The following is a 13,513-nucleotide window of genomic DNA, read 5'->3' as shown; positions in this document are numbered from 1 at the left end:
CGCCGCGTCGGCTGTCAGGGCAGACGTAGGGGGTCGAGCCGGGAACGGGCGGCGGACGGCCACGATGTTCGAAGGCGGGGACGCCGAGCAGGAAGCGGACGGTGCAGGAGTTCAGCCGGCGCCGACGGTGAACCGGCTGCGGACGGGCCAGGGCCGGGAACGGCCGCCGGCGCCCCTGCCGGGGTGCCGACCGGGAGGTGACGGCCGGGCGAATCGTCCGGCCGGGCGGCCGTCAGCTGAGCGCGCTCTTCACCCGCCACTCGGCCCACGGAACGTTCCAGGCGCCGAAGCCGTTGCCCGGTGCGACGACGCCCTTGGTGTCCTTGCCCTTGATCTCGAACGGGTCGCCCGGGCGGACCTGGTCGTAGAACCAGGCGGCGTTCGCGTCGCTCATGCCGATGCATCCGGAGCTCATGTTGGCCTTGCCGAACCACCTGTCGTTCCACGGCGCGGCGTGCGCGTACATACCGGACCAGGTCAGCCGCATCGACTTGTCGACCATCTTGTCGTAGGCGTCGCCGAGCCCGACCGTCTCGGAGTTCATGTTGATCGTGCCCTCCTTGGACATCAGCACCGCCGTGCCCCGCCAGGAGCGCTTGTCGCCGCCGGGGGTCCCGCCGGAGACCGGGATCGTGCGGACCGCCTTTCCGTCCCGCTCCAGGGTGAGCTGCTTGCCGTCGAGGTCGACCTTGACGATCTGACCCGTCCCCACGGTGAAGCGGGTGGTGTAGTCACGGACGAACCAGCCGCCGTCGCCGGAGTCGGTGCCGTTCAGTTCGGCTTCGAGGGTGACCTTCGTGCCGGGCTTCCAGTACTGCCTGGGGCGCCAGTCGATCCGGTCGCGGCCGGAGTGGTCCTCCAGCCAGGCCCAGGAGCCTTCGGTGCCGTTCGAGGTGGTGAGCTTCAACTGCCGTTCGACAGCCGCCTTGTCGGTGACCGGATTGTCGAAGACGAGGGAGACCGGCTGGGCGATGCCGACGGTCGTGTTCGCGCCGGGGCGCCAGTCCACCTTGTTGACCTTGTCGGCCTCGGCCGTGGTGAACGCGGACGTGGTGGTGCTCTTCGTGCCGGCCTTCGCCGTGGTCACGGCGGTGACCGTGTACGAGGCGCCGGGGACCGCCTTGCGCTTCGAGACCCACCTCGTGCCGTCGGCGGCCATCCTGCCGACGAGTTCACGGCCCTCGTCGTCGGTCACCCTGACCGACGTGAGCGTGCCGCCGGCCGCGGTGACCCGCACCGTGCCGCCGGCCCGTACACCGTCGCCCTTCGGCGCCACCGCCACCGTCGCGGGACGGTCCTTCGCGGCCCGGGCGCCGCCGCCCTCGGCGTCCTCCGCCGCATCACTCGGTCCCGCGCCGGCGGAGCAGGCGGCGAGCGGCGCCAGCAGCACCGCCACCGCCGCGATGTGCACACGTATCTGGCTCAACGGAGCCTCCGTCCATGGTGGTCGGGGTGGAATACGGCGACTCTAGGGCCGAGAACACGCAGGTGAGCGGTGATGCGGGCCATGTGACGGCGACTGCAGAGCAACGGTCATGGTCCGGTCACACAGGCCGCTCACAGCGGTCACGGACCGCTGTGAGCATCCTCTGCATTCCCACAGAGAGGCTCACACCGTGTCAGCGATGCTCGTGACGGCCGCCCCCGGCCAGGAAATGCCGCTGGGGCCCATCACCGCCGAGACCTACCGTTCGTTTCTCTCCTCCGACGCGGGCTCGCACCTGGGCGCCGGGTTCCTGCAGTGCCCGTCATGGGCGCAGGTCAAGGACGGCTGGCAGGCCCGGACGGTCGGCTGGGGGCCCGATCCGCAGGCCGGCCGGCTGTCCGGGGTCGCTCTCGTCCTGCTGCGGCAACTGCCGGGCACCCGCAAGTACTTCGCCTACCTGCCGGAGGGACCGGTCGCCGACTGGGCCGACCCGGGCATCGACGGCTGGCTCGGCCCGCTGCTGAGACATCTGCGCGCCTCGGGGGTGTTCGCCGTGCGGATCGGCCCTTCGCCCGTGTACCGCCGCTGGAGCGCGGCGCGCCTCAAGGCGGCGACCGGACCGGGCCGCAGGCTCGCCGACGTGCTCGCGACCGAAGTGGACCCGCTGGGCACCACCGTCGCCGAGCGGCTGCGGGCCCGCGGCTGGAACCGGTGCGGCGGCGAGGACGACGGAGACGCGCAGCCGCGCCACGTCTTCCGCATACCGCTCACCGGACGCACGCAGGACGACCTGTGGTCCGGACTCAACCAGGAATGGCGGCGCAACGTCCGCCGGGCGCAGAGGTCGGGCGTCGAGGTGGTCGTCGGCAGCGCGGCCGACCTGCCGGAGTTCTACCGGCTGCTGCGCATCACCGAGGAGCGCGACGGGTTCCGCCTCGGACGGTCCCTGCAGTACTACGAGCGGCAGTACGCGGCCCTCAACGCCGAGGAGCCGGGCCGCATGCAGCTCTACCTGGCCCGCCACGACGGTGAGATCCTCGCCGCCCACACCATGATCCGCGTCGGCCGCCGGATCTGGTACCAGACCGGCGCCTCCGCCGACCACCGCCGCGAGGTCCGGCCCTCCAACCTGCTGCAGTGGCGCATGCTGCTCGACGCCCACGCCCTGGGCGCCGACGTCTACGACATGCGCGGGGTACCCTCCACCCTCGACCCCGGCGACCGTCCGTACGGGCTGCTGCGCTGGAAGCTCGGCACCGGGGGCGAGGTCGTCGAGACCCTGGGGGAGTGGGAGAGACCGATGGACGGCACGGCCAACCACGCGCTGTACCGCGCGTTCCAGACCTATATGGCGCGCCGATGAGCGTCATCGCCGCGGCCGGGCCGAAAGGGGAGCCGGCGTCCACGCTGCGCAGCGGCGCCATCATGGCCGCCGGGTCGGTCGTCTCCCGCGCCACCGGGTTCCTGCGGTCCGCGGTCGTCGCCGCGGCGCTCGGCGTCGGGATCGTCGCCGACGGCTACGCGGTGGGCAACTCGGTTCCGACCATCGTCTACATCCTGCTGCTCGGCGGGGCGCTCAACGCCGTCTTCGTGCCGGAACTGGTCAGGGCCGCCAAAGACCACGCGGACGGGGGTGCGGCCTACACCGACCGGCTGCTGACGGTGTGCGTGCCGGCACTGCTCGTGCTGACGGGGGCAGCGGTGTGGGCGGCGCCGGCGATCGTCGGGTTCTATTCGGACTACCCGCCGCACCAGCACGCGACGACGGTCGCGTTCGCCCGGTACTGCCTGCCCCAGATCTTCTTCCTCGGCCTGTTCACGCTGCTGGGGCAGGTGCTCAACGCGCGGGGCCGCTTCGGCGCGATGATGTGGACGCCGGCTCTGAACAACGTCGTGGTCATAGCGGTGTTCGGCCTTTATCTGGCGACCGGCGCGGGCGGGACGCTCACCGCGGGGGAGCGGGCACTGCTCGGGTGGGGCACCACGGCCGGCATCGTCGCCCAGGCGCTCGCGCTGCTGCCGTCGCTGCGGGCCGCCGGTTTCCGCTACCGGCCCCGGTTCGACTGGCGCGGCAGCGGTCTGACCCGTCCGCTGCGCTCCGCGGGCTGGCTGGTGCTGCTGGTGCTCAGCAACCAGGCCGTCTACTGGGTCACCACCAGGCTCGCGACCTCCGCCGGCGCCCGCGCCGCCGCCGAGCACATCGAGGGAGCGGGCTTCAGCGCCTACAACAACGCCTACACACTGTGGATGGTGCCGCACGGCATCGTCACGGTCTCCCTGGTGACGGCTCTGATGCCGCGGATGAGCCGGTCGGCGGCCGACGGCGACACGGCGGCGGTCCGCCGGGACACGGGGTACGCGCTGCGCACGAGCGGAGCCGTCATCGTGCCCGCCTCGTGCGCGCTGTTCGCCCTGGCGCACCCCGCGACGGCGCTGGTCTTCCAGCACGGCAGGACCGGCCCGGAGGACGTCGCCGTGCTCGCGGGCGTCCTGATGGCCTTCGCCCCCGGACTGATCGCCTTTTCCGGCCAGTACGTGCTGTCCCGCTCCTTCTACGCGCTGTCCGACACGCGCACCCCCTTCCTGCTGAACCTGGTGATCGCCGGCCTCAACGCGGGCCTGTCGTGGACGGCGTACCAACTGCTGCCGGCGCGCTGGGCCGTGACCGGCATGGCGGGGGCCTACTCACTGGCGCTGTTCGCCGGCTGGGCCGTCACCGCCCTGGTGCTGCATCGCCGGCTGACGCCCCGCAACGCCGACGCGGGCCCGCCGACCGCCCGTCGGCACAGTCCTCGGCCGTGGCGTTCCGCCACCGTCGCCTCCCAGGCCAGACTGCTTGCCGCGGCCGCGCCCGCCACCCTGCTCGGCCTCGGCGCCGCCCGCTGGTCGCTTTCCGCCGGGCCGGCCGTCGCCGCCGGAGCAGGCGCACTGGTGATCGTTGCCGTCTTCGCCGTGCTCGCCCGTCCCCTGCGCCTCGCCGAGGTCGACGCCCTCGTCACCGGCGCGACCGCCAGGCTCCGCCGCAGGTCGTGAGATTCCCGGAACCGTGAGGGCCTCCGACACCGTGATCCTTCCCGAACGCCCGTTTCCGACCCCAGGGATACCCCGCACATGCCCCGCGTGCTCCTGATCGAAGACGACCCCTCCGTGCGCGAGGGCGTCGAGCTGGGACTGCGCCGCCGCGGCCACGAGGTCCGCACGGCCGCCACCGGAGAGGCCGGCCTGGCCGCACTCCGTGAGTTCCGGCCCGACCTGCTCCTGCTGGACCTGATGCTGCCCGGCATGAACGGGGTCCAGGTCTGCCGACGGGTACGGGAGGACAGCCAGCTGCCCATCATCATGCTCACTGCCCGCGGCGACGACTTCGACGTCGTCATCGGTCTCGAGGCCGGCGCCGACGACTACATCGTCAAGCCGGCCCGCACCGAGGTGATCGATGCCCGCATCCGGGCCGTGCTGCGCAGGATGGAGGTCCCGGGCAGTGGCCGGCCCGCCGTCGAGTTCCACGGAGACCTCGCCGTGGACCGCGCCGGCCTCACCGTCGCCAAGTCCGGTGAACGCCTCGCCCTGGCCCCTTCCGAGATGAAGCTGCTGCTCCACCTGACCGCGGCGCCGGAGCAGGTGTTCAGCCGGCAGCAACTGCTCGAGCACGTCTGGGAGCACAGCTACCACGGCGACGCCCGCCTCGTCGACGCCTGTGTCCGCAGGCTGCGTAACAAGATCGAGGACATCCCCGGCAGCCCTCGCTACATACAGACCCTGCGGGGCTTCGGCTACCGTTTCGGACCCCTGTGACCGCCGCCCGCACCCGCCTGCGCCGGATCGCCCCCTTCGGGCTGCGCACGCGACTCGTCCTGGCGTTCCTGCTGGTCGCCGCCGTCAGCGCGGGGACGACCGCGGCCCTGACCTACCGCGAGGCGCGCAGCGCCGTCCTCGTCAGCGCCCAGGACACCGCGGTCGCCTCCTTCCGCGAACAGGTGGGGACGCTCGCGCCCTCGTTGCCCGTCGATCCGGAGGTGCTGCGCGAACTGCTGTACGTCATCGCGAGCAAGGCGAAGCCGCAACCGTGGATCGTCTTCGCCGAGTACGGCTCGCTGAGGGTCTCCTCGGGCACCAGCCCCACCTCCTCCGTCATCACGCCCGAACTGCGCCGCACCGCCCTGACGACGTCGCACAGCAGCTTCGAAAGGGTGGTGAAGGACGGTGTCCCCTACCTCACGATCGCGGTACCCGTCCTGACGAGGACCGGCGCGAGCGGCAGTATGCCCACCGGGCTGGTCCTCTTCGCCGTGATGCGGATGAGCAACGAGCAGGCCAGTGTCGGCGCCCTGGTCACCGCCGCCCGCGACGGCGCCCTGCCCGGTCTCGCCATCGCCCTCGTGCCCGCGCTGATCGCCGCGCGCAGCGTGCTGCGTCCGGTCCGCGAACTGCGCAAGGCCGCCCGCTCCATGGGCAGCGGCCGCCTCGACGCCCGGATCAAGGTTTCCGGTAGGGATGAACTGGCCGATCTGGCCCGCACGTTCAACGAGTCGGCGGCGGAGCTGGAGAGGTCGGTCGACGAACTGCAGCATGCCGAGGCCCGTGCCCGCCGGTTCGCCTCCGACGTCTCGCACGAACTGCGCACCCCGCTCGCCGGGATGCTCGCCGTCACCGAGGTCCTCGACGAGGACGCGGACGGCCTCGACCCGGACACTGCGCGGGCCGTACGGCTGATCAGCGCGGAAACCGGCAAGCTGGCGGTGCTGGTGGAGGACCTGATGGAGATCTCGCGCTTCGACGCCCGCGCGGCCGAGCTGAACACCGACGAGGTCGACGCCGCGGAGACGATCCGCAAGACCCTCCTGCACCGGCACTGGAAGGACCGCGTGCGCACCGAGCTGCCCGATGGAATCCGGGCCCGTCTGGACCCGCGCCGGTTCGACGTCGTCATCGCCAACCTCGTCGGCAACGCCCTGCGGCACGGCTGCGAACCGGTCACCGTGCGCCTGGGCAGCAAGACGGCCGCCGACGGGACCGGCCTGCTGGTCGTCGAGATCGCCGACAGCGGGCCGGGCATACGGCCGGACGTGCTGCCCCATGTCTTCGACCGCTTCTACAAGGCCGACGCGGCCCGTACCCGGTCGGCGGGCAGCGGTCTCGGCCTCGCGATCACACAGGAGAACGTCCGGCTGCACGGCGGCACCGTGCGCGCCGGGAACGGACCGGGAGGCGGCGCCGTCTTCACGGTCGAGATCCCGCTCGGCGGGCCCAGCGGCACCGAACGGTCCGGCACGGACGACGGTGCACAGGGATCCGGCACGGACGCGGCGACGGCGCGAACGGGTCACGCGTCCGGCGCCACGAAGGGGGCCACGGCATGAGGGCACGCCTGCGTGCGGCCGCCGCGCTCACGGCGCTGCTCCCGCTCACCGCGTGCGGCATCCAGGAGACGGACGTCATCGGGGCGGGCGGTGGCGCTACGGTCGACGTGCTTCCCGCCCGTGAGGTCAGGATGCTCTTGTTCTTCCTCTCCCCGGACGGTCAGCTGATGCCGTCGTCCCGCATCGTCGCCGGCGGCGGATTCGAAGGTGGAGGGCAAGGGCCCGACAGCGCGGAGGAGATTGCCCCGCCCTCCACCGAAGAGACGGTCGCCGCGCTGCTGAGCGGGCCGACCCCGCCGGAGAGGCGCGCGGGGATGGGCAACGAGCCGTCGCTGCCCGACCCGAGCACCCGGGTGGGCATCACGGCATCCGGCGGCAGGGTGCAACTCGACCTGGCAGCGCCTCTCGACGGGCTCACCGAACGCGCCGAAGGGCAGCTCGTCTGCACGGTGGCGTACGCGGAGAGCGCCGCCGGCAGCGCGCCGGTGACGCTGCGGGGCACGGACGGCACACATGCCCCTGCCCGGTGCGACCTCCCGGAGGGGGAACCGGCGAACACCGGGACGGCCCCGCGCTGAAGTCACCGGGACGGCCGCGGAGGAGGCCGCTCATCGATCACCGCCGACCGCGGGGCGGGCATCGGCGGCCGTCGCCGCACTCAGCCGGGTGCGCACGGCGGAGAGCTGACCGCGCAGCCGTTGCAGTGGCGTGGGCGGCAGCGCGCGGGAGTCGCCGCGCGCGTAGTACCGCTCGACGTAGTACTGACCTGCGCTGAGTGCGCTGGTGACCGCGATGTACCAGAGCGTGGCGACCATCAGCAGCGGGATGACCTGGTAGGTCTGGTTGTAGATCAGCTGCACCGAGTACAGCAGGTCGTGCACGGCCAGCACGCTGACGATGCTGGTGCCCTTGAGGGTGCCGATCAGCATGTTCCCGGCGGTCGGCACGATGGAGCGCATCGCTTGCGGGATGACGATCCGGTGCAGGGTGCGGCGTCTGCTCAGGCCGAGCGCCTGGGCGGCTTCGTTCTGGCCGGAGTCGACGGACAGGATGCCGCCGCGCACCACCTCGGCGGCGTAGGCGGTCTCGTGCAGGGTCAGCCCGATGACGGCGGTGAGGGTGGGGCCGAGCAGGTTGACCGTTTTGACGGTGACGAACTCCGGGCCGAACGGGATGCCGAGGCCGAGTGTCGGGTACAGAGCGCCGATGTTGAACCAGAACAGCAGCTGCACCAGCAGTGGTGTGGAGCGGAAGATCCAAACGTAGCCCCAGCCCAGCGTGCGCAGCACCGGGTTGGCCGACAGCCGCATCACAGCAAGCACCGTGCCGAACAGAAAGCCCAGCACCATCACCGCACCGGTCAGCCATAGCGTGAGCAGCAGCCCGTCGAGCACGGCGGCGGTGGTGAAGTACCGGCCCACCACGCCCCATTGGAAGGCGTCGTTGCGGGCGACGGAATTGAGCACCAGCACGAAGACGAGCAGTGCCGCGGCGGCGGTCGCCCAGCGTCCGACGTGCCGGCGCGGCACGATGCGCGGCAGGTCGGGGCGCGGGCCGCCGGCTCGCTGTGAGGGCTTCGTGGCAGGGGCTGGTGTGACATCGGAAGGCGTGACCATCGGGAGGCGCTCCGGGGGGAGGGAATGGCTGGCGTGGGTGACCACCCGGTGGCACTCGCAGGGGAGCGCGACGGCATGGGCGCCACGCGGTACGGTGCGGCCGGGGCCTGGGGCGTCGTCACATTCGCCGCGTCCCTCAACGCGGCCGGAAGGGCTGCCGCGCGGGGCGGAGCCGATCTGTCGTCGATCGTATGCGCCCACAGCACAGAGGTGTCAACAACGCGTGGCACAGACAGGGCGAGGCGATGTCCGGCATCCGGGCGCTGCTTGACGAACAGCAGGATGTGCTGCTCAATTGGCCGCATGACTGCCCAGCAGCGCTTGGTCTCGCGCCACCACATCGACTTCGGTCGGGTGTGGTCCGCAGCGTGTTGCGTCTGACTCGGCAGCGGGCCGTCTGACCGGCCCTTCCCTCCCTCGGTGATTCCGTCGCGGGCCTGGTTCCGCCCTCGCGCACGCTGCCGAAGCTCCGCCTCTTTCGACGCCCGGCGTCGTCACACCCGTATCGACCCATCTTTCTGACGGTCACCGTCCGCGACTTCCGCGCCCGGCAGCTCAGTCGTGCCCGCGTGCCGTCGCGTCTCCAGAAAGGCCATGCCCATGCCCGTGCCGTTCCTCGGCATCGCCGCGACCAACGACGGCTGCGCAACCATGTCGCGCTCCGGCACCACCTTCGACCTGCTGGGCGACGCCGTCGACTTCGGCCGGCACATCGTTCCTCTCGTCCGCGAGGAGATCCCCGAACGCGACGCCGAGCGGACCGCACGCGAGGCACGGACTCCGGCGGTGGTGAACGCATGACCTCCGCCGTGGAAGCGACGGTCGTTCCGGTCTCGGTGGGCGACCCGCGCGTGAGGCCCCTGCTGCGCGAACTCGGCCACGAGTACTCCACGCGCTACGGCAAGGACGCCCACGCCGAGATCTCCCGCTACCCCGACGAGGAATTCACCCCGCCCCACGGAGGCGTTCTCCTCCTGCTGCTGGAGGGCGGGGAGCCCGTCGCGGGCGGCGCCTTCCGCCGTTACGACGCGACCACCGCCGAACTGAAGCGGATCTGGACCCATTCCGCCCACCGCCGCCGCGGCCTCGCCCGCCGCGTGATCGCCGAGCTGGAGCGCGAGGCGAGTGCCCGCGGCTACCGGCGGATCTACCTGACCACCGGCCCACGCCAACCGGAGGCCCGCGGCCTGTACCTGGCCACCGGCTACACGCCGCTCTTCGACACCGAGGCCGACCCGGAATCCATCGGCCCGCTGCCCTTCGAGAAGCACCTCGCCCTCCGGGAACGCACGGGAAAGGCCCCCGACCAGTGAACATCCGCACCCTGACGACTCGTCTGCACAGCGCCGCCGTCCTCGCCCTGCTTCCCCTGCTGGCGCTGACCGCCTGCGGCTCGGGTGACACCGGCGGCACGGCGACGGTGGGCGCTCAGGCCTCTCCCGCGCCGACCGACGACCCGGTAGCCGCCGTACGCAAGGTGGACTCCGTCGCCGCCCTGCTGCCGGCCGACGTCCGCACGTCGGGCACGCTGAGGGTCGGTAGCTCGATCGGGTTCCCGCCGGGCGCGTACTACCCGAACGGCACGGACAAGGCGCCCGCGGGGCAGGACATCGACCTCGCCGACGCGGTGGCCAAGGTCCTCGGCGTCAAGCTGGAGCGGCAGGACGCGTCCTTCGAGACGATCCTGCCCGCCCTCGGCAGTGGCAAGTACGACTTCGGCACCGGCAACTTCGGCGTCACCAGCGAGCGCCTGAAGACCATCGACTTCGTCACCTACATCAACGACGGCCAGGGCTTCGCGGTGAAGAAGGGCAACACCGAGCTCACGTCGAAGGTCACCGACCTCACCCGGCTGTGCGGGCTGACCATCGGCACCGGTGCCGGCACCACCTTCGAGGCGACCCTCACCGCACAGAAGGGGGTGTGCGCCGAGGCGGGCAAGAAGCCGTACGACGTGAAGGTCTACTCGGAGAACGCGGCGACGCTCACCGCGCTGCAGCAGGGCCGTATCGACGTGATCATGTCGACGATCAACGGCCTGCGCCACCAGGCGGCACAACCCGCCTCGCAGACGAGTTTCCTCGGCGAGTACCACCGCCTCGACGTCGGTTTCGCCTTCAAGAAGGGCTCCCCGCTCACCAAGGCGTTCCAGGCGGCCGTCAACGAGCTCATCAAGGACGGCACATACGCCCGGATCCTCAAGAAGTGGGGCACCTCCGCCTCCGCGATCGAGAGATCGCGAATCAACCCGCCCGAGCACACGTAAGAGCTGAGCAGGAACATCACGATGGCATCCACCACCGACGCCGCGCCGCCCGGCGCGGCCTCCCCGGGCACCCGCCCCCAAGCCCCACCCGCTTCGGACGACCCCGCCTCCCTCAAGGTCGTACCCGCCCGCCACTACGGCCGGTGGGCGGCGGCCGTCGCCGTGGTCGTGCTGGTCGCCCAGTTCGTGCACGGACTGGCCACCAACCCCGTCTGGGAGTGGAAGGTCTTCCGCGACTACGTCCTGTCCGAGACGATCGTCCAGGCAGTGTGGGTCACCCTCCAGCTCACCGCCTACGCCACCGTTCTGGGCTTCCTCCTCGGCACCGTGCTGGCCTTCATGCGGCTGTCGCGCAGCCCGGTGCTGCAGACCGTCGCCTGGACATACGTCTGGGTCTTCCGGTCGATCCCGATGATCGTCCAGCTGGTGTTCTGGTTCAACCTCAGCGCGCTCTACGAGGAACTGGGGGTCGGCATCCCCTTCGGCCCGGTGTTCTGGTCCGTCGACAGCAACAGCCTCATCGGCACCATCGGCGCCGCGATCATCGGGCTGACGCTGCATCAGGCCGCCTACGCCGCCGAGATCGTCCGCGGCGGCGTCATCTCGGTCGACAACGGGCAGCTGGAGGCAGCCGCCGCCCTGGGCATACCCCGGCTGCGGCAGATCCGCCGGATCGTGCTGCCGCAGGCCATGCGCGCCATCCTGCCCACGGCCGGCAACGAGATCATCGGCCTCCTCAAGGGCACCTCGGTGGTCTACGTCATGTCCATCGGCGAGCTGTTCTACCAGGTGCAGGTCATCTACGGCCGCAACGGCCGCGTGGTCCCGCTGCTGCTGGTCGCCACCGCCTGGTACGTCGTCCTCACCTCCTTGCTGTCGGTCGCCCAGTACTACGTGGAGCGCCGCTACGCCCGAGGCGCCAACCGCACCCCGCCGCCCACCCCGCTCCAGCGCGCCCGGCGCCTTCTGCTCACCCTGCGCGCGGCGGCGGCCCAGCGCAGCCGGCCTGTCGTACCTCTGACGACCCCTGGACCCCTGGGAGACAGCCGATGAGTCAGGTGATGGTGGACGTCCACGGCGTCCACAAGAGCTTCGGCCCGCTGGAGGTGCTGCGCGGCGTGGACCTCAAGGTCCGCACCGGCGAGGTCACCGTGATCCTCGGCCCGTCCGGCTCCGGCAAGTCCACACTGCTGCGCACCATCAACCACCTGGAGAAGGTCGACAGCGGCTGGATCAGCATCGACGGCGAGCTCATCGGCTACCGCCGCGCCGGGAGCAGGCTGCACGAGCTGAAGGAGAAGCATGTTCTGAAGCAGCGCACCCACATCGGGTTCGTCTTCCAGAACTTCAATCTCTTCCCGCATCTGACCGTGCTGGAGAACCTCGTCGAGGCCCCGGTCTCGGCGTTGCGCCGCCCTCGCAAGGAGGCGGAGGAGACGGCCCGCCCGCTCCTCGACCGGGTCGGGCTCGCCGACAAGGCCGACGCCTACCCGCGCCAGCTCTCCGGCGGCCAGCAGCAGCGCGTCGCCATCGCCCGCGCGCTCGCCCTCGAACCGAAGGTGCTGCTCTTCGACGAGCCCACCTCGGCGCTGGACCCGGAACTCGTCGGTGAAGTCCTCGACGTCATCAAGGACTTGGCCGGGACCGGCACCACCATGATCGTCGTGACCCATGAGATCGGCTTCGCCCGCGAGGTCGCCGACACCGTGGTGTTCATGGACGGCGGAGTCGTCGTGGAACAGGGGCCGCCCGCGGCGGTCCTGGACAACCCGCACCACGAGCGCACCCGCGCCTTCCTCTCCAAGGTCCTCTGACCGCCCCTCACCCATTCCACACGCAAGGAGAACGACCGTGTCCACCACCCTCGCCCGCCGCCGCACCACCGCAGCCGCGCTCGGACTCACCACCGTCCTCGTCCTCGCCGCCTGCAGCAACCCCACCGACGGCGGCACCACCGAGGTCGCGGACACGTCGGGCGCCAAGACGAAGATCAACCTCAGCGCCGACCAGAACCGCATCACCACCGCCAAGGTCGACTCCATAGCCGCCGAGGTCCCGGAAAGGATCCGCAAGAGAGGCACCCTGGAACTGGTCGCCTCGTCCGGCTCCGCCGCGCCGCTGACCTTCTACGCCACCGACAACAAGACCGTCATCGGCGTCGAGCCGGACATCGCCCACCTGGTCGCCGACGTCCTCGGCCTCGAGCCGCACATCAACTCCGTCTCCTGGGAGAACATCTTCGTCGGCCTCGACAGCGCCAAGTACGACGTCGGCTTCACCAACATCACCGTCACCGAGGAACGCAAGGAGAAGTACGACTTCGCCACCTACCGCGAGGACAACCTCGCCTTCGAGGCGAAGAAGGGCAGCGGCCTGAAGGTCACCGGCCCCGAGGACGTGGCGGGCAGGACGGTCGCCGTGAGCAGCGGCACCAACCAGGAGAAGCTGCTCATCGAGTGGAGCAAGGAGAACGAGAAGGCCGGCCGGAAGCCGGTGGACATCAAGTACTACCAGAACGACAGCGACACCTACCTCGCCCTCCAGTCCGGCCGCATCGACCTGTACCTCGGCCCCAACCCGACCGCCGCCCACCACGCGGCCACCACCGGCAGGACCGAGGTCGTCGGCACCTAGTCCGGCGCCGGCGCCACCCTCCAGGGCCTCATCGCCGCAACCACCAAGAAGGACAGCGGCCTGGTCGAGCCGCTCGCCGACGCACTCAACCACATCATCGACAACGGGACCTACGCGAAGGTGCTGGAGCGCTGGGGTCTGTCCGACGAGGCCGTGACCAAGTCGGAGATCAACCCGCCCGGCCTGCCCAGGACCAGCAGGTAGCCGGTCC

Annotated in this window: 11 protein-coding genes and 2 pseudogenes; 11 read left to right on the top strand and 2 right to left on the bottom strand. The window is 71.1% G+C overall.

Annotated features, from left to right (window positions below):
* Window positions 1-232 precede the first annotated feature (232 nt).
* Window positions 233-1,426, bottom strand: a complete 1,194-nt coding sequence (locus ABZY13_RS08285) for an Ig-like domain-containing protein (RefSeq protein WP_356628078.1) — start codon at window positions 1,424-1,426, stop codon at window positions 233-235.
* A 199-nt stretch (window positions 1,427-1,625) separates the two neighbouring features.
* On the opposite strand from ABZY13_RS08285, the gene ABZY13_RS08280 reads away from it, so the two are divergent.
* From ABZY13_RS08280 to ABZY13_RS08260, 5 genes are all read left to right on the top strand, one after another.
* Window positions 1,626-2,789 (top strand): peptidoglycan bridge formation glycyltransferase FemA/FemB family protein, encoded by a 1,164-nt coding sequence (locus tag ABZY13_RS08280; RefSeq protein ID WP_356628148.1) that lies wholly within the window; start codon window positions 1,626-1,628, stop codon window positions 2,787-2,789.
* Window positions 2,786-4,459 (top strand): murein biosynthesis integral membrane protein MurJ, encoded by a 1,674-nt coding sequence (gene murJ, locus ABZY13_RS08275; RefSeq protein ID WP_356628077.1) that lies wholly within the window; start codon window positions 2,786-2,788, stop codon window positions 4,457-4,459. The genes ABZY13_RS08280 and murJ overlap by 4 nt, the downstream gene beginning before the upstream one ends.
* Before the next feature lie 78 nt (window positions 4,460-4,537).
* Window positions 4,538-5,221 carry a response regulator transcription factor gene (locus ABZY13_RS08270; protein WP_356628076.1) on the top strand — a complete coding sequence of 228 codons (684 nt, stop codon included), beginning with the start codon at window positions 4,538-4,540 and terminating at the stop codon, window positions 5,219-5,221.
* Window positions 5,218-6,786, top strand: coding sequence for a HAMP domain-containing sensor histidine kinase (locus ABZY13_RS08265; protein ID WP_356628075.1), 1,569 nt, complete (start codon window positions 5,218-5,220; stop codon window positions 6,784-6,786). Before ABZY13_RS08270 ends, ABZY13_RS08265 begins: the two co-directional genes overlap by 4 nt.
* Window positions 6,783-7,364 carry a hypothetical protein gene (locus ABZY13_RS08260; RefSeq protein WP_356628074.1) on the top strand — a complete coding sequence of 194 codons (582 nt, stop codon included), beginning with the start codon at window positions 6,783-6,785 and terminating at the stop codon, window positions 7,362-7,364. Before ABZY13_RS08265 ends, ABZY13_RS08260 begins: the two co-directional genes overlap by 4 nt.
* Before the next feature lie 30 nt (window positions 7,365-7,394).
* On the opposite strand, the gene ABZY13_RS08255 is transcribed toward ABZY13_RS08260, so the two are convergent.
* Entirely contained in the window at window positions 7,395-8,402 is a 1,008-nt protein-coding gene (locus tag ABZY13_RS08255; RefSeq protein ID WP_356628073.1) for an amino acid ABC transporter permease, read from the bottom strand.
* A gap of 672 nt (window positions 8,403-9,074) precedes the next feature.
* On the opposite strand from ABZY13_RS08255, the pseudogene ABZY13_RS08250 reads away from it, so the two are divergent.
* From ABZY13_RS08250 to ABZY13_RS08225, 6 genes and pseudogenes are all read left to right on the top strand, one after another.
* Window positions 9,075-9,203, top strand: a pseudogene (locus ABZY13_RS08250) (alkanesulfonate monooxygenase); the annotation flags it as partial.
* The gene (locus ABZY13_RS08245; protein ID WP_356628072.1) at window positions 9,200-9,715 is read left to right on the top strand and encodes a GNAT family N-acetyltransferase; all 516 of its coding nucleotides are present in this window, start codon (window positions 9,200-9,202) and stop codon (window positions 9,713-9,715) included. The pseudogene ABZY13_RS08250 and the gene ABZY13_RS08245, both read left to right, overlap by 4 nt.
* Window positions 9,716-9,717: 2 nt before the next feature.
* Entirely contained in the window at window positions 9,718-10,668 is a 951-nt protein-coding gene (locus ABZY13_RS08240; RefSeq protein ID WP_356628146.1) for an ABC transporter substrate-binding protein, read from the top strand.
* A 21-nt stretch (window positions 10,669-10,689) separates the two neighbouring features.
* Window positions 10,690-11,721, top strand: coding sequence for an amino acid ABC transporter permease (locus ABZY13_RS08235; RefSeq protein ID WP_356628071.1), 1,032 nt, complete (start codon window positions 10,690-10,692; stop codon window positions 11,719-11,721).
* Window positions 11,718-12,482 carry an amino acid ABC transporter ATP-binding protein gene (locus tag ABZY13_RS08230; RefSeq protein ID WP_356628070.1) on the top strand — a complete coding sequence of 255 codons (765 nt, stop codon included), beginning with the start codon at window positions 11,718-11,720 and terminating at the stop codon, window positions 12,480-12,482. The genes ABZY13_RS08235 and ABZY13_RS08230 overlap by 4 nt, the downstream gene beginning before the upstream one ends.
* Window positions 12,483-12,519: 37 nt before the next feature.
* A pseudogene (locus ABZY13_RS08225) lies at window positions 12,520-13,506 on the top strand (ABC transporter substrate-binding protein).
* The last annotated feature ends 7 nt before the right edge of the window (window positions 13,507-13,513 follow it).

It is taken from the genome of Streptomyces sp. NPDC006610, assembly GCF_040611575.1.
GTDB lineage: Bacteria > Actinomycetota > Actinomycetes > Streptomycetales > Streptomycetaceae > Streptomyces.
This window is presented reverse-complemented; position numbering and strand designations above follow the sequence as displayed.